Origin of the sequence: Candidatus Protochlamydia phocaeensis (assembly GCF_001545115.1) — a bacterium.
In the GTDB taxonomy this organism is placed as follows: domain Bacteria; phylum Chlamydiota; class Chlamydiia; order Chlamydiales; family Parachlamydiaceae; genus Protochlamydia_A; species Protochlamydia_A phocaeensis.
Window position 1 is genome coordinate 191,421 of the sequence record NZ_FCNU01000032.1, and the last position, 25,436, is coordinate 216,856.

At 43.3% G+C, this 25,436-nt stretch carries 23 protein-coding genes; 7 read left to right on the top strand and 16 right to left on the bottom strand.

Translation table 11 applies throughout. From position 1 onward, the window contains the following. The first annotated feature begins 293 nt into the window (after positions 1-293). Both BN3769_RS13435 and BN3769_RS13440 read left to right on the top strand, forming a co-directional pair. Complete coding sequence (locus BN3769_RS13435; RefSeq protein WP_154017930.1) at positions 294-1,289, top strand: hypothetical protein; 996 nt, start codon at positions 294-296, stop codon at positions 1,287-1,289. A 53-nt stretch (positions 1,290-1,342) separates the two neighbouring features. Then, on the top strand, positions 1,343-2,071 hold the full coding sequence (locus BN3769_RS13440) for a hypothetical protein (RefSeq protein WP_154017931.1): 729 nt from the start codon (positions 1,343-1,345) through the stop codon (positions 2,069-2,071). Positions 2,072-2,154: 83 nt separating this feature from the next. Here BN3769_RS13440 and BN3769_RS13445 read toward each other — a convergent pair whose 3' ends face one another. Further along, positions 2,155-2,967, bottom strand: coding sequence for an FkbM family methyltransferase (locus BN3769_RS13445; protein ID WP_068471345.1), 813 nt, complete (start codon positions 2,965-2,967; stop codon positions 2,155-2,157). 184 nt (positions 2,968-3,151) lie between these two features. On the opposite strand from BN3769_RS13445, the gene BN3769_RS13450 reads away from it, so the two are divergent. From BN3769_RS13450 to BN3769_RS13460, 3 genes are all read left to right on the top strand, one after another. Beyond that, positions 3,152-3,964 (top strand): hypothetical protein, encoded by an 813-nt coding sequence (locus BN3769_RS13450; RefSeq protein ID WP_154017932.1) that lies wholly within the window; start codon positions 3,152-3,154, stop codon positions 3,962-3,964. Beyond that, positions 3,957-5,384, top strand: coding sequence for an RtcB family protein (locus tag BN3769_RS13455; RefSeq protein ID WP_068471347.1), 1,428 nt, complete (start codon positions 3,957-3,959; stop codon positions 5,382-5,384). The genes BN3769_RS13450 and BN3769_RS13455 overlap by 8 nt, the downstream gene beginning before the upstream one ends. Before the next feature lie 103 nt (positions 5,385-5,487). Beyond that, positions 5,488-6,900 (top strand): PP2C family serine/threonine-protein phosphatase, encoded by a 1,413-nt coding sequence (locus BN3769_RS13460; protein WP_068471348.1) that lies wholly within the window; start codon positions 5,488-5,490, stop codon positions 6,898-6,900. A 132-nt stretch (positions 6,901-7,032) separates the two neighbouring features. Here the strand turns inward: BN3769_RS13460 and galE are convergent, their stop codons facing one another. Continuing rightward, positions 7,033-8,070: a UDP-glucose 4-epimerase GalE gene (galE, locus tag BN3769_RS13465; RefSeq protein ID WP_068471349.1), complete on the bottom strand. Its 1,038-nt coding sequence runs from the start codon at positions 8,068-8,070 to the stop codon at positions 7,033-7,035. Positions 8,071-8,183: 113 nt separating this feature from the next. Here galE and BN3769_RS13470 point away from each other — a divergent pair, with 113 nt between their 5' ends. After that, on the top strand, positions 8,184-9,227 hold the full coding sequence (locus BN3769_RS13470; protein ID WP_068471350.1) for a glycosyltransferase family 92 protein: 1,044 nt from the start codon (positions 8,184-8,186) through the stop codon (positions 9,225-9,227). Here BN3769_RS13470 and BN3769_RS13475 read toward each other — a convergent pair. From BN3769_RS13475 to BN3769_RS13525, 11 genes are all read right to left on the bottom strand, one after another. Further along, complete coding sequence (locus BN3769_RS13475) at positions 9,196-10,074, bottom strand: alpha-1,2-fucosyltransferase (protein WP_068471351.1); 879 nt, start codon at positions 10,072-10,074, stop codon at positions 9,196-9,198. The two genes, BN3769_RS13470 and BN3769_RS13475, sit on opposite strands and share 32 nt — an antisense overlap. Positions 10,075-10,109: 35 nt before the next feature. Further along, a complete protein-coding gene (locus BN3769_RS13480) occupies positions 10,110-11,081 on the bottom strand; it encodes a glycosyltransferase family 2 protein (protein WP_079989573.1) in 972 nt (323 codons plus the stop codon). After that, positions 11,074-11,820, bottom strand: coding sequence for a glycosyltransferase family protein (locus tag BN3769_RS13485; protein ID WP_068471352.1), 747 nt, complete (start codon positions 11,818-11,820; stop codon positions 11,074-11,076). Before BN3769_RS13485 ends, BN3769_RS13480 begins: the two co-directional genes overlap by 8 nt. 590 nt (positions 11,821-12,410) lie before the next feature. After that, positions 12,411-13,034 carry a hypothetical protein gene (locus tag BN3769_RS13490; RefSeq protein ID WP_068471353.1) on the bottom strand — a complete coding sequence of 208 codons (624 nt, stop codon included), beginning with the start codon at positions 13,032-13,034 and terminating at the stop codon, positions 12,411-12,413. A gap of 97 nt (positions 13,035-13,131) precedes the next feature. Further along, the gene (locus tag BN3769_RS13495) at positions 13,132-14,052 is read right to left on the bottom strand and encodes a hypothetical protein (RefSeq protein ID WP_068471354.1); all 921 of its coding nucleotides are present in this window, start codon (positions 14,050-14,052) and stop codon (positions 13,132-13,134) included. A gap of 27 nt (positions 14,053-14,079) precedes the next feature. Beyond that, entirely contained in the window at positions 14,080-15,036 is a 957-nt protein-coding gene (locus tag BN3769_RS13500) for a hypothetical protein (protein ID WP_068471355.1), read from the bottom strand. Between the two features lie 266 nt (positions 15,037-15,302). After that, the gene (gene rfbB / locus BN3769_RS13505) at positions 15,303-16,364 is read right to left on the bottom strand and encodes a dTDP-glucose 4,6-dehydratase (protein ID WP_068471356.1); all 1,062 of its coding nucleotides are present in this window, start codon (positions 16,362-16,364) and stop codon (positions 15,303-15,305) included. 2 nt (positions 16,365-16,366) lie between these two features. Further along, the gene (gene rfbD / locus BN3769_RS13510; RefSeq protein WP_068471357.1) at positions 16,367-17,251 is read right to left on the bottom strand and encodes a dTDP-4-dehydrorhamnose reductase; all 885 of its coding nucleotides are present in this window, start codon (positions 17,249-17,251) and stop codon (positions 16,367-16,369) included. 2 nt (positions 17,252-17,253) lie between these two features. Beyond that, complete coding sequence (gene rfbC, locus BN3769_RS13515) at positions 17,254-17,799, bottom strand: dTDP-4-dehydrorhamnose 3,5-epimerase (RefSeq protein WP_068471358.1); 546 nt, start codon at positions 17,797-17,799, stop codon at positions 17,254-17,256. Continuing rightward, positions 17,786-18,673, bottom strand: a complete 888-nt coding sequence (rfbA, locus tag BN3769_RS13520; RefSeq protein ID WP_068471359.1) for a glucose-1-phosphate thymidylyltransferase RfbA — start codon at positions 18,671-18,673, stop codon at positions 17,786-17,788. Before rfbA ends, rfbC begins: the two co-directional genes overlap by 14 nt. Before the next feature lie 486 nt (positions 18,674-19,159). Continuing rightward, positions 19,160-20,362, bottom strand: a complete 1,203-nt coding sequence (locus tag BN3769_RS13525) for an ankyrin repeat domain-containing protein (RefSeq protein ID WP_068471360.1) — start codon at positions 20,360-20,362, stop codon at positions 19,160-19,162. An 899-nt stretch (positions 20,363-21,261) separates the two neighbouring features. Between BN3769_RS13525 and BN3769_RS13530 the strand changes: the two genes are divergently transcribed. Next, a complete protein-coding gene (locus BN3769_RS13530; protein WP_068471361.1) occupies positions 21,262-22,008 on the top strand; it encodes a hypothetical protein in 747 nt (248 codons plus the stop codon). Between the two features lie 34 nt (positions 22,009-22,042). Here BN3769_RS13530 and BN3769_RS13535 read toward each other — a convergent pair whose 3' ends face one another. The 3 genes from BN3769_RS13535 to BN3769_RS13545 are packed head-to-tail and all read right to left on the bottom strand — an operon-like array spanning position 22,043 to position 25,435. Next, positions 22,043-23,284, bottom strand: coding sequence for an ABC transporter permease (locus BN3769_RS13535; RefSeq protein WP_228840704.1), 1,242 nt, complete (start codon positions 23,282-23,284; stop codon positions 22,043-22,045). 7 nt (positions 23,285-23,291) lie between these two features. Then, positions 23,292-23,990, bottom strand: a complete 699-nt coding sequence (locus BN3769_RS13540) for an ABC transporter ATP-binding protein (RefSeq protein WP_068471362.1) — start codon at positions 23,988-23,990, stop codon at positions 23,292-23,294. Further along, a complete protein-coding gene (locus BN3769_RS13545; RefSeq protein ID WP_068471363.1) occupies positions 23,987-25,435 on the bottom strand; it encodes an efflux RND transporter periplasmic adaptor subunit in 1,449 nt (482 codons plus the stop codon). The genes BN3769_RS13540 and BN3769_RS13545 overlap by 4 nt, the downstream gene beginning before the upstream one ends. Between the last annotated feature and the right edge of the window lies 1 nt (position 25,436).

The following is a 25,436-nucleotide window of genomic DNA, read 5'->3' on the forward strand; positions in this document are numbered from 1 at the left end:
TTTGAGGTTATTTTCTCATTAAAGGCATGCCTTTCTTATAGATAAACAAAAAAAATGCGGCTGAGATAAGTTATTCCAGATAATAAACCTGTATTTGAAATTTTTTTGCTCGTTCGACTGCGTTAAAAGGGCAAAAAAACTCCACGCTCAGATTAATAGTCTGCACACTAATCCTTCCAGTTATAAAAATCCAATTTTATTTTAGATTCAATCAAACTTAAAGGTTTTTAAAAAATTTGCAATAAAAAAGTCTAATCAGATAGAGTGCGGCAACACACTTGATGGGGCAAATTGTGAAGCGTTTTTCCTTTCTTTTTATTTTATTTCTCCTTCTATTTAAAAATTTCTCTTGGAGTGCGGAATCAAATACTCCCACCCTCGTCTTTATTCACATTGGGGACCATCTACCAGATCACCTAGAGGCTTCTGTTCGCCAAGCGCGCTTGTTTAATCCCGACAGCCCCATCATTCTGGTCGCCAATCAACAGGCTTTTACCTCTCTTTCTCCTTTGCTGCAGCTGCAACAACTCCTTCTCATTCCTTGCGAATCTTTAATTCCGACTGCGGAGCATATCGCCTTCCGCCAAGCTGCCCCTCAAGCCGGATTCTGGCTGTATACTTCCGAGCGCTTTTTGTATCTGTATGATTTGATGGCGCAGTACCAGCTCAAGGATGTTTTTCATTTAGAAAATGACAATATGCTATACGCAAACCTAAAAGAGCTGCTTCCTATCTTTCATGCCCATTATCCAGGGATTGGAGCGACTTTCCATAACGACGAGCTTGGCATTGCAGGCTTTATTTACGCAGCCACCCCAGAAGCTATGCGCAGCTTGGCCTGGTCTTTTGCCAACTATGTCGGCTATGGCTTCAATGACATGCAGCAGCTGATTATTTTTAAGAATCTTACGAATCGCTCGGCAATCGATTATCTCCCCACTATACCAAGTACATATGCTCAAAAGTATCCTTTACAAAGCTTGGAAGGACACACAGTCAAAGAGCCTGAGCGTTTTTCCCATTGCGCCGATCTCTTTCAATCTCTTTTCGATGCAGCCGCGATCGGGCAATATCTAGGAGGCGGCGACATTTTTTTTCATGCCTATGCCAAACCGGGCTTTGTAAATCCGAGCTCGATCTTTAATCCGTCTTTTTTCAGCTATGAATGGAGGCAAGACAGCTTAGGCAGAAAAATTCCCTATGCCATTTTTGACGGGAAAAGCTACCGCATTAACAACATCCACGTGCATTCTAAACTGCTTTACCAGTTCTACTCCTATAGGGAATAAGCGATTCGATTAACGTAAATAACAAAAAAGAGATTCTTTAAAAGAAGGCATGAATGATGATAAAGAAAGCTATTAGGAATTTTTTTATATTTGCAATGGGGCTAACCGCTTGTGCAAATGGGCTGGGTGCCCTTGAACCCGTCGATCAAATTACCTATGATACTTTAGCCAATAGTCCTTGGACTGATCATGTCCGCGCATTTAGGAAGCTATTTGAGCTTGAAAAAGTCAATTCCTTCTTTGAATTCGGCCTAGGCCTAGGAACGAAGTACTTTCTAGACAGCTGCCCTCAAGTCACTTCCATTGAACTCGTCGTCAAAGATCGCGCGCAATATATTGTTCCGTGGTATTATGACTGTGTTAGCCTATTTCAAAGATATTCCAATTGGACGCCCATTCTTTATGAATTTTCCGATACCGTTAATGCAGCCAACCAGCTCGCCTTGCTCAATCTCAATCCTGAACTGTTCGACGCTTCCTACTTGAATGAAATTCGCCAGCTTTGCCAGGGCATTTTTACAACCATCCATTATGATGTAGCTTTTGTCGATGCAGGCATTCACATTAGAGGAGATTTGGTCAATGCCCTATTCGGCTACGTCGATATCATTGCCGCGCACGACACAAACTCCAATCACGCCTGCTATGGATGGTACAAAATCAACCCGCCTGACAATTACGAACAAATTACCTCTACTTATGGATGCGGGATTACCTTTTGGATTAAGAAAGACAAGCAAAACCTGATCAATCAGCTCAAGTTTAGCCTGCTGACTCCTTAGAAGGTTTCTTAGCTTTAAGCCTTCTCTTGTAGCTTGAATGGCTACAAGAGAAGAACACACTCTCTCTAAAAAATTCCGCCTACTCAGTTATTTCTAATGGCAAAATAATTGCTATAGACATAATTTTCCAGCTCAGGCCGCCATTGATCAATGTAGATCAATCCCTCGGGAATAATGCGATAAATCGAATAACCGCAAAGAGTTAAATACTCATAAATTTGCTTCAATGTCGCCTTAGAATCGAGATAGCATCCTCCATATTCAAATTGGATCATGTCAATTGCCTGTTTGCGAATCAACCCATCCGCCCCCGCCAACACCAACCATTCATTGCCTTCAGTGTCAATTTTAAGAAAATGAATTCTGGAAATATTGCGCTCTATACAATATGTGTCCAAACGCTCTGTTTGAACGGTTAAGAAAACGGGATCTAGGCCGAGCATCTTCTCCACTTCAGGGCGTTGATGAAGGGTACTTAAGCCGGGAAGGCTGGGGTAATAAACAAAGGAGGCCTCTCCTTTCGTATAAGATAAGGCTAAAGGGCTGATCTCCGCTTGATAAGGCTGCAAGGCGGCCTTTAAAGTATCAAAAAGCATCGGCAGCGGCTCGAATCCGTGAATGCTGACTAGCGGCTGGCGGCGAAGGACATGCAGGCTCCATTCTCCTATATGGGCACCGACATCAAAGACCATATCCCCCGGTCGAATGACCTTGAGAATATTGGCTTCTCCATTTGTCTGCATATCGCCATTGTTGTAGCCCAAGATATCCATATATCTTCCATCCGGGAAAACGGCAACATTGGCCAAGCGCTCGTCTTTAAGCGAAGCAAAACTCAAGGCCGTGCTCATCATCATGACAGCAACCAATAAGAACATCTTTTTCAAGCATTTCATTGTTTATTACTCCTTTCTTACATGCGTTTATTTTCAGAGCCCTATCAAAGTGAATTCAAAATCTAATAACAAGAATATCAATTTTATGAACAATCCTTTATTAATTGATTAGGGTATTTATCAATCAACTAATAGCCTAGCTTTGAGTTTAAAAACATACCCCAGGAAAATAGGTTAATTAAGTATGTACATGCAAGAAGAGAAAAAACGGCTTTTTTTTGGGCTTGAGGTGCTTGCCCCCTGGCCTTCCAAGCTGCCGCACGGGCGTCTCTTAGAAGAATCCGACCGCCACCTCACACTGGCTTTTTTAGGCGAGGTCCCGTATGCCAAGCTTTTCGAACAACTGCCTACTATCCCTCTCCCTTCTCGCTCGATCGGCTTTGCCGGTCAATTCGACGCCTGTCTTTTTTTACCAAAAAGGCATCCGCATGTTGCCGCTTGGCATGTTCAATGGGCCAATGACGGAGATAAATTGGACGCTTATCAAAAGCAATTGACTCAATGGGTCAAACACCTAGGCTTATCCCTCGATGAAAAGGACGCATTTTTATCTCACGTAACAATTTGCCGATCACCCTTTCAAATCCAAGCGTGGAAGCGGGCATTTACGCCCCTGCCAGTGATAGCCCATCAACTTCACTTGTACGAAAGCTTGGGCCATTCCAGTTACAAGGCGTGCTGGACCCACTCTTTTAAGCGCCCTTTTGAAGAGATTGAACATACGGCCGATATTGCTTTTCTAATACGTGCAGAAGCCCTTCAACATCTCTACCAGCATGCTTATTTAGCGCTCGCCTTTAAATTTCCTCTCTTGCTCGATTATTTCGTTCCTCAAGAGCCTATATCCGATCTCGATGATATCGTGATTCATCTCAATAATGCGATTGCTCAAGCCGATGTTGCCGCTGGCTGCCCTTTTAAAGCGATCAGCTTTCATGGCAGCATTCAAGAAGAGGCGGATAAAACCTTAACATGGGAGATGATTGTCGATGTTTGATTTAAAGGAAATCCAGCCAGCTGTTTACATGCTTCCTCAAACGGGAGGCATGCGAGTCCCAGGCCTCGTTATCGCCACCCCTACTTTGCTGCAAGAAATGGATATTGACAAGCCATTGGAGCAAGTGCGCAATGTTGCCTATCTGCCGGGCATTGTCGGCTATAGCATCGCCATGCCGGACATTCACTGGGGATATGGCTTTCCTATCGGCGGCGTAGCCGCGACAGACGAAGAGACAGGCGTCATAAGCCCCGGAGGAGTGGGATATGATATTAATTGCGGCGTACGACTGGCAATGGCTCCTGGCCAATTCAAAGATCTTTCAGAAGCAGTCAAGCATGACCTCATTAAGACCCTCTTCAAGCTGATTCCATCGGGCGTGGGGCACGAACATAAAGGGACCGGGCTTAGCGAGTCGGATTATCGCAGTATAATAGAAAAAGGAGCACGCTGGTCAATCGAACAAGGATTTGGATTGGCCATTGACCTGGATCACATCGAAAGCCATGGCGTGATCTCAGGTGCCAATTTAGATGCCGTCTCCCCCCTAGCTAGAGAGCGTGGACGCAAACAGCTGGGATCGATCGGCTCGGGCAATCACTTTGTTGAAATCGGAGAAGTCAGCCAGATTTACCTTCCAGAAACCGCTCAAGCCTGGGGAATAGAAAAAGGGCAAACCTACATTTTAATCCATTCAGGGTCCAGAGGATTCGGCCATCAAATCTGCCAAGACACGTTGAATTCCTTTATTAAGCAAGGATTCGCAGAAGACCTTCCCGACCGGCAGCTCGTTGCCGCACCCATTAAGAGCAAGGCCGGGCAAACCTATTTTCAGGCTATGGCCGCAGCCGCTAATTTTGCCTTTAATAACCGCCAGCAAATTCTGCATTGGGTCAGGCAAGCCTTTAGAACAGTCTGTCGCATCAATCCAGAAGAAATCCAGCTTGTTTATGACGTCTGCCACAACATCGCCAAATTCGAGGAATATGAAATAGAAGGCAAAAAGAAGCGCCTCTGCGTGCATAGAAAAGGAGCGACGCGCGCGTTCGGGCCGGAAGCCAAAGAGCTCGCCCCTATCTTCAGAAAGACCGGGCAGCCTGTCCTAGTGCCGGGAGATATGGGGCGCGCCAGCCATGTCATGGCAGGGCTGGGCAATCCCTTGACTTGGTGCAGCGCATGCCATGGAGCCGGACGGGCAAGAAGCCGCGTGCAGTCTTTAAAGGCTTGGCAAGGCAGGGATCCCATCTCTTACATGTACCAAGACAAAGGCGTCCGCGTCATGGCCTCTTCCCACCGGACAGTTGCCGAAGAGATGCCGGATGCTTATAAAGATGTAGATGCCGTCGTAGAGGCTGTCCAGCAAGCTGGATTAGCCAATATGGTCGCCAAGCTTTCCCCCCAGCTAGTCATCAAGGGATGAGAATTTGAGAAGATTTTATCTATTTTTTAAATAATTGATTTGAAGTTTATCGAGAACCAGGCTACGATCGTCCTCAAAAAATTTTATTTTAAACGTTGGTGATATGTTTACAGAAATTTCATTTAGCTATTCAGACATTGAACGGAACTGTTCGGAGATCATTTCTCAATATACCAAAGAAAAAGAAACGCGCGATTCTTCTAAAGAAGAGAAAATCATATTTGTTGCAAGCAGCCGTTTTAGAGAAAGCTACGAGCTTCAGTTACAGGGCAATCAAATGACGTTTAGAGTGAATGGGGCCCTCAGTTCCGAGAATTTGCAATCTGCCAGTCAGCTCATTCAGCACGTTGTTGCCTTTGCCGCCATCTGCGGATTGACCGATGCGGACAGCAAAGGAAAAACAGATGAATCATGCTTAGTAGAAGCTGAAAAGAAAAAGAAGCGTACGACAAGCTCAACGGATTTTTCCGAAGAAGGCGTCGATGTAAAAAAATCCAATTCCCTTTTAACCCCCACTGTTGCAAGAGATAAAAGGCGAAGAAACTTGGAAAAAACTTTTAATAACCATGGAAAAGTTTATAACGCCGGCCTGCTTTTTCCCAGCCGCCCACCTCGTTCTTTATCCTTCCAACTAACAATAGCATCCCATCAGGGAACAAGAGACTATATGGAAGATGCCGGAACGATCAAAGATGAGAAAACGGGCCTATTAGCCGCCGTTTTCGACGGCCACTGCGACCAAGGACGGCTTTCCCAATATGCCGCCGATGCATTTAAAAAAGAGTTTTTAACGGCAATTGAAAAAGAGCCGGATCAAATATCTTACCTCTTTCACCATTTCATGGATCGCATTCATCGAGAGATTGGCTCCTTGCGCTTAAAAGGGGGAACGACAGCTGCTATATGCTATCTAGATAAAACGACGAATTATCTCTATACCTCTACTTTAGGGGATTCGCAAGCTATTGTTTTCCGTAAGCAAGGGCATGCGATTACCTGGTTTCCTGTTTCATGCGTCCGCGATTGGTCTAGCCCAAAGGATGCCAAACGGGCTGTAGAGGGGCTTAAGCTCTATTCGTTTAAATATCCCTACGCATCTACTATTGACTATCCCACCTATCTAGATATAGGAAGCTGGACTTCGGCAAAGAATCCCAAGCTGCTGCGTTTTCCGCCTAATCGCTTTGGAATCAATGTCAGCCGCAGCCTAGGGGATTATAATAATATCAATAATTGGCCGCCTATTGAGATTCTGAGCCACAAGCCCAAAACAACCGAATTCTTATTGAACGCAGACGGCGAATCGGAAGAGTGCATTGTCATTGGAACAGACGGAATCTGGGACTATGTCGACATGGATGAATTGAGTGAGAAGGTGATGCTTCCTCATTGGGGACAAGCGGATCTTGCCCAACGCATTGTGACCCTTGCCGTCGAGCTACCCACAGATAGTGAAGAATCCCGCGATAACGCCACGGCCATTTGCATTCATGTCAGCCCGCAAACTAAGGAATAATCCATTGGCCGCTTTTTATTTGAGCTAACTGCAAGGAAAGATTCAAATTGGCATCCGCTGGAAAACGGGTGCCAATTTGAATTGGCCTGATTTGATGAGTTAGCCGCTGAAACGGATGTCACCATTTCCATTTTAAGGCTGCATGGCTTGCCAAGCATGCAGAACCATCTCATCGATGGAAGGATAGATAGGTTCCCAATTTAATTCCCGCTTCGCTTTGGCCGAATTGGCAATCAAAATGGCCGGGTCTCCCTTCCGCCTATCGCCCTCAATCGTGTTGACTTTTCGGCCGGTCACACGTTCGGCAGCGGCAATGACTTCCCTAACGCTGAAGCCTTTTCCATTGCCTAAATTATAACAGCCGGATGGAGCGCCATTTAACAGCCTTTCCAAGGCGGCAATATGGGCTGCGCTTAAATCTTCTATGTGAATGTAATCGCGAATAGCCGTCCCATCCGGAGTAGGATAGTCTGTGCCAAAAATTTTGACGGCTCCATTTTCCTCTTGAAGGCTTCTTAATACAATGGGAATGAGGTTTCCGGCTTTTTTCTGATAGTCTTTGATTTTACCTTGTGGATCTCCGCCGGCGGCATTGAAATAGCGCAAAGCGCAAAAGCGCAGCCCATAAGCGGCGTCTAAATCTCTCAGAATGTTTTCCACCACCAGCTTAGTGCGCCCATAGGGATTAATCGGCTCGGGCCTGTCGTCTTCGGCCACTTCATCGATGGGCGGCAGGCCAAAGATGGCGGCAGAGGAAGAGAAGACAAATTTATTCACGCCATGGCGAAGCATGGCCTGCAAGAGATTCAAAGTATAGGAAACATTATTGAAATAATACTTCAGGGGATCAGATACGGACTCTCCTACATCTTTGAAGGCAGCAAAATGCATGACGGCATCGATAGGATAATCTCTAAAAGTTTGATCCAATAATGCCTCATCGGCAAGATCGCCTTTTATAAAAAGGCCATGGAGAATGGCCTGGCGATTTCCCGTGCTTAAGTTATCCAGCACAATCGTCCGATAGCCATTTTCATGAAGCCTTTCGTTGACATGTGATCCAATAAACCCACCTCCCCCCACAACCAATATATAACCGGGATGTGACTGATGGCCATGTAGCGAGTGAAATAGAAAAAGGTTTAATAAAATAATTAAAAACCGGCGCATTTTCATCCTTCAAAATAAAATTTTATACGCATTATAGTGACGCCTTATTTGACTGCTAATATTTTTTTTATTACATAACTCACCTGACATAAATTGATAAACCGGGATCTTTCATGCGTGAGCCGCTTTCTCTTCCAACTGTTAGGATTTTTTTTCCTTCTCACCTTTACCGGCTCTTGCTGCCCAAGCTCTTCCATGCCTGCTTTGTGTGCCTTTCTTTATATTTCCTATTCGGCCTTGTGCGATTGGAAGGCAAGGAGAGCTTTTTCCCTCTTATTAAGGAAGAGCCCGCATTCGCCGATGAAACAGTTCCGCAATATGAATTGGTCATTTGCGCGCTTTTTCACAATGAAGCCTTCTTCCTAAAAGAGTGGATTGAATTTCACAAGCTCCAAGGGGTCCAGCATTTTTATCTTTATAATAATTTGAGCACGGACAATTACTTGGAGATTTTAACGCCTTATATTGAAGCGGGCGAGGTGGACCTGATCGATTGGCCTGTCGAAACAAGCAACCAAAAAGATTATATGAATAATCTTCAGCTGCCGGTCTATCAACATGCCCTCGCTCTTGTCAAACATAAGGCCAAATGGGCAGCGTTCCTGGATTTAGATGAATTTCTCTTTCCCGTTAAGCACGCTCATTTGTGCGAACTACTGGAAGACTATGCGGACTACGCCGGTTTAGCTGTTAATTGGCAGGTATATGGCACATCCTGGCTGGATGCCCTGCCGCCGGATGGGCTCATCATTGAGAATCTAATCCTCAAATCAGATGAGCGCTGGGAAATGAACAGGATTGTGAAGTTAATTGTCCAGCCAGCCTATGTCGAATGTATTCCCAATCCACACTTTTTTATTTATAAAGACGGATGCTTTGCCGTCAATACTTCCAAAATCCCTCTCGAACCGGGATTGATCGGGCATCCTGTCGTCATTGATACCGTCCGCATCAATCATTATTGGTTCGGGCCTTATGAATGGTTCCTGAAGAATAAGCTGCCTCGCCGTCAAAAATGGGGAATGGACCTGTCCAAGGAAACTTGGGACGGGCTGATCCAATCCTGCAATCAATACAAAGACGAAGCGATCGTCCGCTTCGTCCCGCAGTTAAAAGAGCGCCTGTTCAATCGACAATCACCCACTCCTCTGGAATGAGGTCTCTCGTGTCCCGGATATAGGTCTCGCTAAACCAGGCGGCAGGAGCGGCCACAATTTTCTCTGGATTGCGGTTCAAGTAGGCAGCCCACCAGGAGAAGCTCGAATTGCAAATAATGTTATGCTTGCACAGGCTCATTAGGTAGAAATCATGGTAATGAGGCTCGCCTTCTATAAAGCGGATGGATCTCGACAAAGCCAGCTGACTGAGTTCTTCTTTGCACCATTCCATATCATTTGAGAACACGACAAAAAGGGCATCCTCAGGGAAAAGAGACATGGCTTTTTTTACATAATCCGCGCCCAAATGGGCATAGGCCATGCGTTGCTCTAGCGGCTCTTTCAAATAAGAGCGCAAATGAATGGCCACTGTTCGAGGATGCTGGAGGATATCGCCATAATTCTTTTGCAGATGCTCTAGAATTGCCGGAGGGGGGGAAAAAAGGTCAATGATCTCCTCTTTATGATTGGCAAAGTACTTCTCCGATTGGAACCAGCCTAGCAAACGCATGTTGGGCTGATAAGGAATAGGATCGTAAGAAAAATTCGGCTCTAGATAAAGATAGTCGCATGGCTCAGGCGGCTTAAAGGCATTCAAATGGTAAAAAACTTTTTCGTAATTAAGAGGAATCTTAAAAACAGGATCCATCTGTTCCGAGAGCAAATCCGGAAAGGTATAATCCGCTCCATGGTCCAACGCCAAGCTGATCGCTGCAGCCATAATGAAAAGTTGATTGCCGAATTGCCCCATTAAATGGGCTGTCACATAAGGCTGGGCCATTAGTACAGTCGGCAGAAAAAAGGCAAAAACAACCAATTTTTTAATCCATAGTCTCATCTTATTCATAATCATCCTTAATTCCATGCGGCAGTGTAAATCACTTAATCGTTTTCTTGTTCTAGCCTTTGGTAAGGCTCTTTATGCCTGATGAAGGCATCCAATTCATTTTGAAGCTGGGCATTCACCTTATTATCATTCAATTGATTGGCCATATTGTAGACATAATTAACTTCAGATAAATAGGCATGCCTTTCCCCTGCCATTTCTATCATGGGAAACATCATCGCCATGTCCCAAGTCACGGGAAAGAAGCGCCCCTCATATAAAAGATCGTCGAGCTTGATCTTCTTAAATAGCCACGTATAAAAAGTCCTCAAATGTGAAGGGCATTTAACCATTCGAAACGCATTTTGGCTCACAATGGCAGGAGGAACAGGCTCTGACCAGGTGACATTTCCCCAGGGATATTCGATCAAACATCCATGAGTTAGCCAAACTTGACCGGATAAATAGGCTTTATTCACCCGCTTTAGCACATCCGCATCATAAAGCCAGTCATCGCCATCCACTGTGACGACTATTTCATGATCGCGGCAACTTTGAATGGCCCGGTATAAGTTTGTCAAAGCTCCGCAGCGGATTTGGTTTCTTATCAACGTAAAATAATGGTTTTCGTCATTGACTAAAGCCGAAAACCCTTCCGTTGTGTCCGGAATTCCTTCAAAACGTCCCTCATCAAAGGCGATTTCGCGAAAATCGACATGGCGATCTTTAAGCCATTCTCTTACCGCCTCTCCTGTCCCGTCGTTTGAGCAATCATCCACATAAAGAATGCGATAATTTGTATAATTTTGTGCCAAAATGGAATCAAGGTTAGACTCCAACCATTCCATGTTATTGAAAGAAGGAATGATGATCACCAAATCTTTTTCCATCTGTTCTTCCGCCCTTAAAGGGGAAGCGCCGAGCAAAAAATAGCTAACCAGCCAGCCAATCTGATATAAGAGGCAGAGAATGGGAATTGACCTGCCGTTTAGCTTTTTTAAAAAAAACAAGCGGATTGCATTAATCATTTTCATCCTTTCTCATTTCATCGTGATTTTTATCTAAAGCGAGCAATTTTTTAGGATAAGGAAGTTCCCATCTTTCGGGATAGCAATAGGAAGGCGATAAAATAACGGTGGGCTCATGGTCGATGCAGTAGCGATTCCAATGACTTTCATCATGCCAAACAGCAATAATGCCATTTGAAAGATCTTCATCGATATGGGCTGCATTTATTTTAGCAATATTTAAAGCTTCCTGGCTCGAGCCTCCCCAAAATCCCCCTGCATAATAAGCTGTGCCTTCTTGCTCGGATACACAAGCTAAAGAAAGCGGGCTTGCTTCATAAGAACCGCGCTGATGCGTAAACCCCGGATGCAAAGTCGCCACCCGCTCTCCTAAAATCTCATCTCCTACTGAATCGACAAAAAGCATATCCGCATCGCAGGCGAATAAATAATCCTGTGTCTGCAGTAAATCCTGATTTTGCGCATACATTTTAAAGCGCATCATGGTATCAAAAGGCCAGCCTAAACGCGGCTGATAAATACGGACAATATTCGGCGCCTCTTCTAAAGGGCCATCTGTGAAAATAAAATAGGTCACTTCATGCCCTTTGCAAAAATGCTTTTCAGCAGATTCGATTAAAGGCCCGACAAAGGAAATATACCTGCCGGTTGCCACAACTAATAAGCCTATTTTCTCTGCAAAAATGTTTTGATAGGAAGAAAGGAGCAATAAAGCAATAACAATAATTTTTCTTAACATAAACCCTTATAGCTAGATAGATATAAAAAAAGTATAGGACTCATTCAATCCATCAAAAGAGGATTGCAGCACATGCGTTTGATTAGCGACAAGTGGATTGATTAAAGAAATAGCTTCTTATTTGCGTAAGAAAATAAAAGGATAGAAAACGCTTTAACATAAAAGTGTTTTTCTAACTTTTATTTTTTATTAGGCAAAAAAAACTTATTAACGCATGTGCGATTCTTTGACTATTAAGATAAAGTAATAAAAATAGCTGCTTTGCTAACAATAGCCAAAGCATTCTTTTTCCATCTTCAAGCAAATTGAAAATCAAAGATATCCAGCACACGCATTGATTAATCAAATTCACAATGGATGCTAAACTTTGCTCATTCCATGCTTTTTCGACTTAAAGAGTTAAAAAGGATTTCCTATTAGCTAAAAGCCTTAGAGCCAGTTAAAAAGCCTTCTAATGGTTGGAATTCGAGTTCTTCTTTCGTGGTAAGCACTCTTGCTTACTCGTGAGAAAATACTCTCAAATGCAAACTACTATAAGTTATTTAAGAGGCTCTTAGAAAATGCCTTTTTCACCTTTGATCATTAAACGTTTATCGATGCTTAAATTGCCAGCAAGCCAGACCGAAATAAGCTCCGGCTTGGTTAGCGATGTTACGACTCTGATCATAGGCAACAAGAGCCGAAGCATAATCTTGCGTCCAGTAGAAGATAATTTGTTCCGCATCAAATTGAACGAGTTGATTGAGAAAATTATGAGCAGTCCCTGAATCGATCAACGGGTTAACGGAATGCAAAAATTCAGCGATAGCCCCCCCATAAGCTAACCATTGGGAGTAAATTTGCTGAATTTGGTTTTGATTATTTGCTTTAATAGCTGTAATCATTTGCGAAGCAAACGTATCATAAACAGCGAAAAAGCTGCTAATTTGGTTTCCTACTGAAGTTCCAAGTAATCCTCCAAAGAAAGAACCAATTTCCACATCGCTTGTAGATAAGCGTCCTTGTACAGCCGTTTGTTCTGCTGCTGGATAGGATGAATAAGGAAAAAGGTTGCCAAAATTAATTAAAGCTGTTTCATGAATATAAATGGCATGATCTTCAAATGCAGTCGCACCAGTCAGTTCTTCTACAAGTTGCGCCTGGCTAAAAGAAGTTGTCACAACAAATAATGCGACAAAAAAATATTTCAAAACTTTAATGGATTTAATGATCATATCCCTCCTCATTAAACTTGATTTGGTTACCCATTTAACAAAAGGCCTTATTTTTTAAAATAGTTTTTGCCCATCCTAATAAATTTACATTTATCTATTATTTGTTGGTTGGAAAGCTCTGATCGAGTATCTGCTCCAAGGCACCATAGAAAAGACGCATCTTTTCTGCCCGTTTGGCAGGATCCATTTTATTCCAGTCAGAGCCTGCTCTGAAATGAATAAACGCATAGTCCATATAAAATTCGTAGTCATAAGGCATTTCTGTTATCAGCTGGAACATTTTTGGGAAATTTTTAAAAAAATCCATAATGGCAGGATCAATGGGATTTCTGACATCCTTCAGCGGAATAGTAATGCAAGTCGTTTTCAACCATTTTAAAAATGGGTGCTGTTCTATATAATAGTGAGTAAATCCCCCTGTATCGACACGGACGCCGTCAATTTCTCCTATATTAAAATTGAGAGTCCTCTTATCTATTAACCTCTCCATATTGAAAACAAGTAAGTTAGGTAAAAAATAAGTCACTTTACCATGCTCTCCTTTTCTATATTGAGGATGGGCGGCTACTTCGCTATCTCCTAAAAGGGAAGTCAAATTGATCTCTCGGATAGGGAACATATCCGAATCAATCACGACAACTATTCCGGGATAGTCAAATCCAACAGTGTCAAGCATATATTGAATGGTATCTGCACATTCTGCACTGGGATCTCCCAGTGGATTGCGGCTTCCTGGCAAGTAGGGTGCCGTATAATTATGGATGGCTTGGGGCACCTCTACGCAAGAGACGTTCAAGGAACGGCAAATCTCTTGAATTTCTAAGGAAAGCGCTTCGTTGGAGGCATCATTGAAGACAATAAAGGTGTAGTCTTCTTTTAAAAATTTCTTAAGCGCAGCCTCTTGCCAATAAATCAATTCGGGTTTGTTATAGGCATGCGTCATCACTAGAACGTCGGCATTTAAAAACGATGCTGCCAAACTGAGGAAGCCTAGAAATAAAAACATTCTCCATTTCATCTGAGTGTCCTTCCCTTTAATCGATTCCTATTTTTGCAAAGACAATTCATTGACAAATTCCCTTTCAATGACAATCAAAGTATTGGCATTAATTTGATTTTTATTATGGGCCATTCGATCAATGCTAATAAAATCGGAAATTCCCAGCTGATAAAGAATCACAGACAACGCATTTTGATCCGAACGAGGCGAAAAGAAGGCATTGGGATCTAAAGCAGCGTTGTACCATAAATCGACAATCTTGGCTCCAATTTCACTTGTAAAATCGACTCCAAAAATACCTGCTGAGCAACTTGGAATATGATTAGCCTCTTCCATCGTCACACCTAGAGCCGCTGCCGCCTGCGGATCCATATAGGGGCCGATCATGTGAGAATTGCCCAATACAAAATACCCTTTTTCTTCGATCATTTTAAAAATGGTATTCAAGCTGACATAAGGAAGCACGGCCGTATCCAGCCAGAAAGCACGCTTATATCCCAATCTTTGCGCCTCTTTGAGGAAGGATACCTTAAATGCATAAGGCACATGAGCTAAGACAAGAGAGCCGCCCTCTACATTCGGCCATCCTCCCAATCGATAGAGGATGTGGCCTTTAAAGTCTGATTTTGCGACGAAATTAACTAACCTGGCCAATCCCCTGGGGTAATTTTTATTAAATGAGGAATAAGCGACTAAACAATTTTCTCTTTCACTTTCTTCGCTATTGACGGCGATCAAGCCCGAGCTGGGAAGTTCGTCTTCTGTTTCCCCAATAATTTTAAAATTTCTTGCATTTGGCTCATAATCGCGCAAGCGCGCCGTAATGGGCCGATATCCATTCGTTAAATAATTTTGAATGAGGCGGTAGTCATCCAAAGTGGGATGATAAATGTCGGCAATCTCCTCATAAATATCGCTCGGTGAAAGCGCGTCTTCTGCTGCTAGAAACGAAGAAAATAGAAGCAAAAAACAAAAAGCTAAACGAATGGCTTGGGTTTTCATATATCCTTCCTATCAATTTTGAGGCCTTCTCATCCCTAATTTTCCTTCGCTAAATTATTTAGCAATGAGGAATTTGTAAAGTTATTTTTTAATAATTATTTGAATGCAAAGGGAAAAGAGCGTAGTGAAAAATCCAAGCCTTTGGCTTCAAGGCTTTTATAAGAATGCTGTTTGGAAAACGCAAAGAAAAGAGAAAGGAAGACGGAAAGAACAAAAGGACTAACGGCGAAATGGCTTAGCCTATCCTTTTGTTCCTTAAATTTTTTCTATCGTTGGACGTAATTGACTTCCATCCATTGGCGATAAGCGCCGGTTTGAACACGCCTGACCCAATCCATGTTATTCATATACCATAGAATGGTTCGCTTCAGGCCTTCGGGGAATTTATGCGAAGGGCCCCAGCCGATTTCTTTTTTAATTTTAGAGCAATCAATGGCATAACGCAAATCATGTCCAGGCCTATCCTTGACAAAGGTAATCAATTTTTCAAGTTCCTGGGCAGGCATGCTTTGAATATCGGCAATGATGCGGATCATTTCATGCACAAGGTCGATATTGCGCCATTCCGCCTCTCCTCCAATATTATAGGTCTCGCCTTTTCGGCCATATTGCAAAAGCAAATATAAGGCCTTAGCATGGTCTTCGACGTATAACCAGTCTCTTACGTTCAAGCCATTTCCATAAACAGGAAGAGGTTTTCTATCCAAGCAATTGAGGATCATGACAGGGATAAGCTTTTCTGGAAAATGGTAAGGCCCGTAATTGTTGCTGCAATTCGAAAGGCAGGTGGACAATTGATACGTATGATGATAAGCCCTGACAAGGTGGTCGGAAGAGGCCTTGGAAGCGGAATAGGGAGAATTGGGCTGATAAGGCGACTCTTCGGTAAAGTACCCGGATGCCCCGAGAGATCCGTACACTTCATCGGTGGAGACATGATGAAAGTGAATATGCGGATTTCTCTTGACGACTTCGAGCAAATGAAATGTTCCCAGGATATTTGTTTCAATAAATGCCTGAGGCCCTAAAATGCTGCGGTCAACATGGCTTTCAGCCGCAAAATGAATGATGGCATCAATCGCATGCTCTTGGCATAAATGCTCCACTAAAGCCTCATTGCGGATATCGCCTTTTTCAAAGATATAGCGCGGGTCTTGATCGACAGAAGCTAAGTTCTCCAGATTGCCGGCATAAGTTAAGGCATCTAAATTGACGCACGTCCCCTTAAAAGCTGCTTCAGGAGATAGTAGATAACGGATAAAGGCCGAGCCGATAAAACCGGCCCCGCCCGTAACGAGAATATTTGTGATGTTTCTTTGTGTCTGCATGCTTATATCAATTGCTGGGTTTCTTGATATCTTTTAAATGTCGTTAAATAATCATACAAGGCTTCTTGCCAAGGCCTTGGCATCCGGCCCAAATGGCGCTCGATTTTCTTCGTGCTTAACGTCGAATAAGCAGGTCTCTTGGCTGGCGTCGGATAGTCCTCTGTTTGAATAGGCTCTATTGCACAAGATTTAAGCGGGAAATTCAATTCCTTGCCCTGCCGATAAATCTCTTTAGCAAATTGATACCAACTGGTCTCAAAAGCATTGGCAAAGTGGAAAATGCCTTCTTCATCGAGCAGATCGAGAGTGGCTTCAGCCAAATCCTGACAATAGGTTGGCCTACCGATCTGGTCGGAGACGATGCGAAGCTGATCTCGCTCTTGCATGAGGCGCAGCATAGTATCCACAAAGTTTTTTCCAGGCAAACCGAACAGCCAAGATGTGCGTATGATGCAAGAATGCTCGTGCTCATCCAATAATTTGACTTCTCCAGCCAGTTTGCTCATTCCGTAAGCCCCCATCGGCGTACAAGTATGCTCTTCTGTGTAAGGAGCGCGGCCCTTCCCATCAAAAACATAGTCGGTGGAAAAGTGGACAACGCGTGCGCCATGCCTTCTCCCTGCAATTCCCAGGTAATGCGGGCCAACAGCATTGATCAGGTAGGCTTGCTTTTGCTCCACCTCTGCCTTATCGACTTGGGTATAAGCCGCGCAATTAATGATATGAGAAATTTTTTGTGTCCTGACAAAGTCGGAAACCATCTCAAGCTGCGTAATATCAATCTGTTGATGGTCATTGGCAACAAAAGGAATAGCACGCTTAGTTAATAGGCGCGTAAAATGCGATCCTAGCATGCCGGCAGCGCCGCAAATCCAAATTTTTTTCATACCTATCTTCCTGTATGCAAAGGTAAATCTTTAAAAGAAGGGGCTTGTTGATCCCGCTCAGATACGATGGGCTGCTGAGTGGGCCATTGAATATTGATTTGAGGATCATTCCAACGAAAGCCTTTTTCATGGACAGGATCGTAAGGCGTGCTGACTTTGTACATGACATGCGCCTCTTCGCTCAATACGCAAAATCCATGCGCAAAACCAACAGGAATAAAGAGTTGATGGTGCTCTTGATCATCTAAAACAACCGCCTCCCATTGTCCATAAGTCGGAGAGTCGGGACGGATATCTACAGCGACATCATAAACCTTACCAACTGCCACCCTGACAAGCTTGGCTTGGCCCGGAAAGGATTGAAAATGCATGCCGCGGATGCAATGCTTTGTAGAAAAAGAATGGTTATCCTGCGCAAATTTTTCCTGAATTCCCATCTTCTCATAAAGAGGCTGCTTAAAGCTTTCTAAAAAAAAACCGCGCGGATCTTTAAAAACTTTCGGCTTAATCAGCTTCAGCCCCTTTAAGCGCAAATCAATGACTTCCATGATGTGGCCCTTTTTCTGCTAATTCCATTAAATAACGCCCATATAAGCTTTTGCCAAGCTTTTGCCCCAGCATCTTCAACTGCTCGCAAGAAATAAAGCGCTGATGATAAGCAATTTCTTCTAAAGAAGCAATGCAATGTCCTTGCCTTTCCTCAATCACTTGAACAAATTGGCTTGCTTGCATCAAGCTTTCATAGGTTCCGGCATCCAACCAGGTAAATCCTCTGCCCATTACGTGCACAGAAGCTTGCCCGCGTTTTAGATACTCTTGATTGACATCGGTAATTTCAAGCTCCCCTCTCGCAGAAGGCTTCAAGCCATGCGCAATGTCGACCACTTGATTATCATAAAAATAAAGCCCTGTCACTGCAATAGAAGATTTGGGCTGCTTGGGCTTTTCCTCAATCGATAAAATTTTTCCTTGGGAATCGAACTCGACAACGCCATATCTTTCCGGATCTTTTACTTCATAGCCAAATAGAGTGGCCCCTTCTTTCTTCTCTCGCGCACTTTTCAATAAGTTGCTTAAATGGCTACCATAAAAGATATTATCCCCTAAAATGAGGCAAACCGGATCCTTGCCAATAAAATCTTTTCCAATAATAAACGCCTCGGCCAATCCATTAGGCTTGGGCTGAATGGCATAGCTGAATTTTACTCCTAACTGCGATCCATCCCCTAAGAGCCGCTTAAATAACGGCATGTCTTCCGGTGTCGAAATGATGAGAATATCCTGAATGTGTGCCAGCATTAGGACAGAAAGCGGATAGTAAATCATGGGTTTATTATAGACAGGCAATAGTTGCTTTGTGACTCCTAAAGTCAATGGATGAAGGCGCGTCCCGCTTCCTCCAGCTAATACAATCCCTTTCATGCTTCACCTTTAGTCTCAAATTTTGAAGAGGGGCATATTAAAACGGAGCCTGGATTTTGTCAATGGAGGAACCTTATCTCAATAAATCCAGAGCCGGAACAGGATAGATACCTGACTTGAGGAGAAAAGTAAAAAAGATATTAGCTTCTTAAATTATGCGCCAATTTTAATTAAATACGCCTTTTATCGAGCTAGATCCGCTGAATTTATCAAACAGCCTCCGCATTCATTGAACATAGTTGTTTTCAGATAGATTGCTGATTGAGTACGACCTGCTCTTAGGAAAAAATCATCCTATTGATCAATAAAGACTTGAGTTTGAAATAAAATAATACAGGATAATATTTTGCTATAGACAGTTTTTTATCGAATTATCACCAAAATGAGTGGACTGTCAGCCTAATCGATGGGTTTTAATAAACCCTTTTAGAGGGATATAGATTAGATATTTGGCTCAAACGTCTCCTTATAAAGATCTTTCCTCTCTTACCTGTCAGGGTTCCAAGAAGCCTTTACTCTATCGTCTTTCAAAAGCTCTTCAACGATAGCGTTATGCCCCTCTTCGCTTGCCCATTTAATGGCCTGATTTTTGTTAGCGGTAGGATCAACTCTTTCATCTTTTAGGAGCAATTTAACCATTTCTAAATTTCCCCTTTGACTTGCCACTCTAAGCGCTCGATTATTGCGAGTACTAGGATCTACTCTTCCATCTTTTAAAAGCACCTCAAGCACTTCTACAGACTCTTGCATAACTGCATCCTCGATGGCCAAATCATCGATAGCGACGATTCTTTCATTTTGTAAAAGCATTCTAAGCGCTTCTGCATGGCCGTTCGAAACTGCCATCTTAATAATATTGGCCGATTCATTAACGGGAACCCCTCTCCCATCTTTTAAAAACGCCTTAATGACTTCCTCATGCCCTTTGGACATTGCAGACCAAAAGGCATCATGATCATTAACAGCAGGATCTACTCTTTCATCTTGTAAAAGTATTTTCACGACTTCCGCATGGCCATTTTGGCTAGCCAATCTAATCGCTTCCTGATTATTAGCAGTAGGGTCCACTCTTTTATCTTGTAAAAGTATTTTCACGACTTCCGCATGGCCATTTTGGCTAGCCAATCTAATCGCTTCCTGATTATTGGCAGTAGGGTCCACTCTTTTATCTTTTAAAAGCCCTTTTACGACTTCTGCATGGCCATTTTGACTGGCCAATCTAATCGCTTCCTGATTATTAGCGGTAGGGTCCGCTCTTTTATCTTCTAAAAGTACCTTAAGTACCTCTGCATGGCCGCCTTGACTGGCATTAATAATGGCTTGATTATTATCTTTAGAGAGATCTAATTCCTCATTTTTGAGCAACTTTCTAATGGTTTGCACACTGCCAATTTTGGCTGCAATTGCCACGCTTTGATTGCTAAAAATGTCTTTTTTAAACGAATCATTTCCAATTAAAGAAAACTCCCGGGAAAGTTGTATAATAGTGCGTTGATCTTCCGGCTTGTCTATATGAGAAAGAATAGAAAAAATCATCTCCATTGGAAATTCAGACAATTGAGATAAACCCCTTGTTAAAAAAGAATTTTTTTCGATTTCCTTTTTGGGAGAAACTCCCTCCTCATTTTTAATAAGGGGTCTATTGGGATCATAAAAGGGAAAATTTTGTGAAGAGGAAGATATAGGCATTGTTTATTTCCTTAAAGCCCATCAAAAAAACTTCTAAAGGCTTGAATTCGAATTCTTTTCCCTAGAAGATCCTCGTGTTCCCTAGGCAATATGGGTTTAATAGGATAGGGAGCAAAGCGTCTACTAGGAGAAAATAATTTTAAATGCAAGCCATTATAAATTATTTGATAGTTGTTTAGAGATTAATTAAATTAATTAAAACATAATATTAACAAATAAAGTTAAATTTCATCATTAAACCATTAATATTATTCTCTTTACAAATTACACTTTCATCAATTTCACATCAAAAATCAAATATTCATTTAAAAACTAGATTTAAAATCAAATAAATCTTTTATTTTTATTATAAATCTAAACCAATTTAAACAAACATAATTATTTAGCACAAATTGATTAATAAAAAAGCACATGAATTAATTTGTATTTAAAATATTTTTTAGATAAATGATAATAGTTTACATTTGAAATTATTTTCTCCCTATCCTATTAAACCCATATTGCCTAGGGAACACGAAGGATCTTCTAGGGGAAAAGAATGCGAATCTTCCCTCCTCATCCCCATCTGCATGTAAAATTTTTATTTTAATTTAAACCATCCTTCTTGCATCATTTAGTTTTAATAGCCTCGATTTTTTGCAGGCCAGCTTACTAAATTAAAAAAATTCTTTAAGGGGAGCTTTAAGCGTCTTTAAAAATTCAAGGGAGAATTTTTAATAAGAATGGAAATTTTTTCCTTTGATTTGAACAGTGAATTTTTCTATTGAAAAATTGGGCTTAAAACCTTTTATGGCCATGACAAAAATTGAATTTAGGTGTTGAGGTTTCTCACCAGCAATCAACCAAGAAAGAAAAAGATTGAAGCTTATAGAATAAAATTCATTAACAAAGGAGGCTTTGTGTCAGATAATTTTTTTTCTCAAATAATCACGAGAGGGGTTGCTGCTTTTCTATGCACTCTATCTCTTTGGACTGTTCCGGCGCCAATACAGGCTAGTTGCTGTGAAAGCAATCCATGCTGCGAAACAGATGAGTGTTGCGGAGGAGGTTGGTTTGGAGGAGGGAATGGGCGAACAGCTTTAGTCATTGGCGGAGCTGCTGTTGTAGGCGGCATTGCCGGCGCCATAGCTGGAAATGCCTCTAGTCATCGCGGGCATCGCGGGCGCACAGGCGATCCTGGAGCTGTGGGTCCCATTGGTCCTGTCGGGCCTACTGGAGCAACTCCTACAACGCCCGGCCCAGGCGCTTTTACCGTTGATGCAGCCAACACGTTGACATTTGCCATGGGATTGACTGTCACGGCAGCAACAGCCGGATCGATAGTTACGCCTTTTGTCGAAAGACCTGATGGAGTTACACTTGAGGGAACTCCTGTAGCTGTCGGCCTTATTGGCACACCAACTTTCGCGCCTATTACCATTACTGATCCCGTTTATGGTACGTATCATGCAGGTCTACGCTTCACTGCTACAGGCTTATTGACGCTTACGGCAGCTGTGACCGGAAGCGTTTTTGCTACACGCGACTCCTCCGTTACTAATATTGGAGTAGCTACGCTTGCGCCAACGACCCCTTTAATTACGGGAACGGCCACACAGGCTCAAATTACGCTTGATTTTACTTACGACGCATTAACCATTCCGTAAAATTAAAAAAGAGGGCTTTTAAAAGCCCTCTTTTTTAGTCATGACGCAAAGCCCGGATAGGATCCATTGTAGCCGCTTTATAAGCGGGATACAGCCCCGAGCACAGCCCCACTCCCGACGCCATTGTCAATGATAGTAAAATGGACCAAACGGTCACGATGGTTTTCCATTCCGCAATATAGCTGATTAATAAGGATAGGCCAATTCCCAGTGTAATTCCTAAAATAGCTCCGGTCAATGTAAGCAGAAGGGTCTCTAAAAGAAATTGCGTCATAATATGCCTGCGATTGGCCCCTACAGCCCGGCGGATGCCAATTTCGCGCGTTCGCTCGGAAACGGTTGCCAGCATAATATTCATAATGCCGATCCCCCCCACCAGCAAGGAAATAGCCGCTATGCTCCCCAACACCCAGTTAAATGTCTGCTGCGTGCGATGGGCTTGGTTTAATAATTCTTGCGGAATGATGATTTGATAATCTTCATAGCCTGCATGCATGCGTTTTAGGATTTTTTTAACCAGGCGGGCTGCCGCATCCATGTGCTTCGGCTGATTGATTTGCAACAAGATTTCGGAATACTGGTCTTTTTTTAAATTTAAGGCAGAGCGCGGCAAGGCTTTTTCCGTGCCTAAGGGGATGAAGACAACCTTGTCCAAATTACGTACCGTCATGACGCCATTTTTACTTGCTTTCCAATGCGTGGGCTTCAAGACGCCTGCCACTTCATAGCGGACATTCTCAATTCTAATCGATCCGCCGACATGCCCATCTTTGCCTAAGCTCTTTGCGACTTCATAGCCCAAAATGCACACCTGTTGCCGACGCTGGCTATCGAGATCGCAAAGGAAGCGCCCTTCGGCCAGCTGAAGATCTTTGATTTCGCCAAATGCGCGCGAAGTGGCTATAATTTCAGGAGAAATAGGCATCAACGTGCCGGTTAAGGATGCTTCTACAATGCGGATAGGAGTAGCTTCATAGGCAAGATAGGAAACATTATTTTGCAAGGCTTCCACATCTTCCCATCTCAAGCCTTTCGAGCGCTTTTCTGCCGCTTGCATCTGTTGTTCTTCGGACTGAGCATGCTGGCGGATGATAATGCTGTTCATGCCAAGCTGTTCAATTTGCTCGAGCGTCTCTTGCTTGGCCCCTTCTCCGATAGACAGCATGGCGACAACAGCCGCAACGCCGAACAACACGCCTAGCGTACTTAAGAATGTTCTTAAACGATGCATGAGCAGGGAACGGAAACACTTTTGGATCTCGTTTCTTATCCTCATAAGTCAATTACTGGGTTGCTTGATCTGAGACAATCTTGCCATCGCGCATGCGCACCAGCCTTCTGCAATAGGCGCCCACTTGCTCGTCATGCGTAACCATGACAAGCGTAACGCCTTGTTCATTGAGCGTGCGGAAGAGATGAAGAATATGCCTTCCTGTTTCGGTATCCAAATTTCCTGTTGGCTCATCAGCTAAAATCAAAAGGGGATTGATGGCCAAGGCACGGGCGATGGCAACCCGCTGCGTCTCTCCTCCGGACAGCTGAGAAGGCAAATGATATAAACGATGGCTAAGGCCAACTCGTTCAATAGACTCCAAAATTAAACGACGCACATCTTTAGGATGCATCTCTGCCGGTTGATACAGGAAAGGGACTTCTACATTCTCAAAAACGTTGAGCTGGGGCATGAGGTTAAAAGATTGGAAGACAAAGCCAATTTTAGAAGCGCGGATGCATGCCAGCTGTTGGTCATTCAAATCAGAAACGTCCTGCTCGTCTAGCCAATATTTGCCTACAGTCGGCCTATCCAAACAACCCAGTAAATGCAGAAGCGTCGATTTACCGGACCCGGAAGGTCCCATAATCGCAAGCGATTCGCCAGGTTTAATCGTCAAATGAATATCTTGCAGGGCATGAACGATTCCATGTCCCATTTGGTAAGACTTGCTTAGGTTTTTGACTTCTACACGGGCTGGCGGTTTCATTGTTCATCCTGCGTCAAAGGATTAAGCAGGCACACGCATTCGCCTTCATTCAAACCGGCCTGAATTTCTATCCACTGTTCATTGTTAGCTCCTGTTGAAATCGCCCGCTTTTCATAGCTTGGCCCGCAAGCGACATAACAATAGGATTGCTTTTGCTCTTCAAAGACGGCATGCAATGGCACAGCGAGGGAATCTTTGACTTGCTGTGCATGAATGGTGGCGCGCGCCGTCATGCCGGGGCGCAGCCGATCGTCAACGTTGTCTAAATTAATGCGGACTTCAAAGTACTTCTCTTCGCTGCCCCTTCCCAAATCAGCTAACGCTAATACGCCGATCGACGAAACAGTTCCATCAAAGCGTAAATGCGGATACGCATCCACTTCTATGCTCGCTTTTTTGCCGATGCCGATTTTAAAAAGATCAACTTCCCTTACGCGTGTTTTGACCGTCATTGAACTGAGGTCCGGCAGGTCCATCAGCGCCTGATTCTTTACTAGAATATCCCCCACGCGCGGCTTGCGTTTCTGTCCCGAGCGGTATTCTTCGCGATGAACGACCATGCCGGGAGCCGGCGCTAAAATTTGCGTTTGAGCCAATTCTTTTTCATCTTCCCGCAGTTGGGTATAATAATCTTCCAATAATTGCTTGGCCTGCAAGTAAAGGGCTTTGGCTTTGGCTATTTTATAAACGCCTGTTTTGGCCGCTTCTTCTTGTTTGATTTTTGCCCGTTTCAAACTAGCCTCGGCTTTTTTAATTTGCATGGGATAGACGTGGTTGATATAGCTCTCATATTGAAGCCGCGCCACCTCATACGCTTCTTGTTCTTCCAACAATTTTTTCTGGGCCTGCTTTAGCTCCGTTGGATTCAAGAATCCTTGCTCCTGCAAATCCAGCAGATCATTGGAATAGGCATTCAATTCATCGTATTTTAACCAAGCCTTTTGCATCGCTCCCTTCAGGCGCGAAATTTCTTGAGGCCCATCGCCATGCGTAATCTTTTCAATTTCTAAAGCTGCCGTTTCCACTTCATAGGCCGCATTTTTATTTTCATGTTCGGCCTGATTGATTTCCCATTCCAACGTTTGTTTCAAAGTCAGTAAATAGGTTTCCTGCTCTTTGATCTGGGCCTTAAGCTTCTCTACTTTCTCTTCAAACGGCGAAGGGTCCATTTTAATTAAGACTTGGCCTGGCGTGACATTAACCCCATCCGGAATCAAGTCAATGATTTTCCCCAAATCTCCTTTGATGGAAGAGGCAATGATGGTAGAGCGAGCAGCTTCTAGCTCTCCAATCGTTTTGACTTCGACGGCAAAATTGCGCCTCTCTGCTTGAACCGTCGGTAAATGGGAAACAGGAGAAGAAGCTGCCGTTTTCCATTTCCATCCCCCCAACGCTAGCAGGCCGCATAAGCCGATAAACAACAGGAATTTGATGAACTTTTTCATA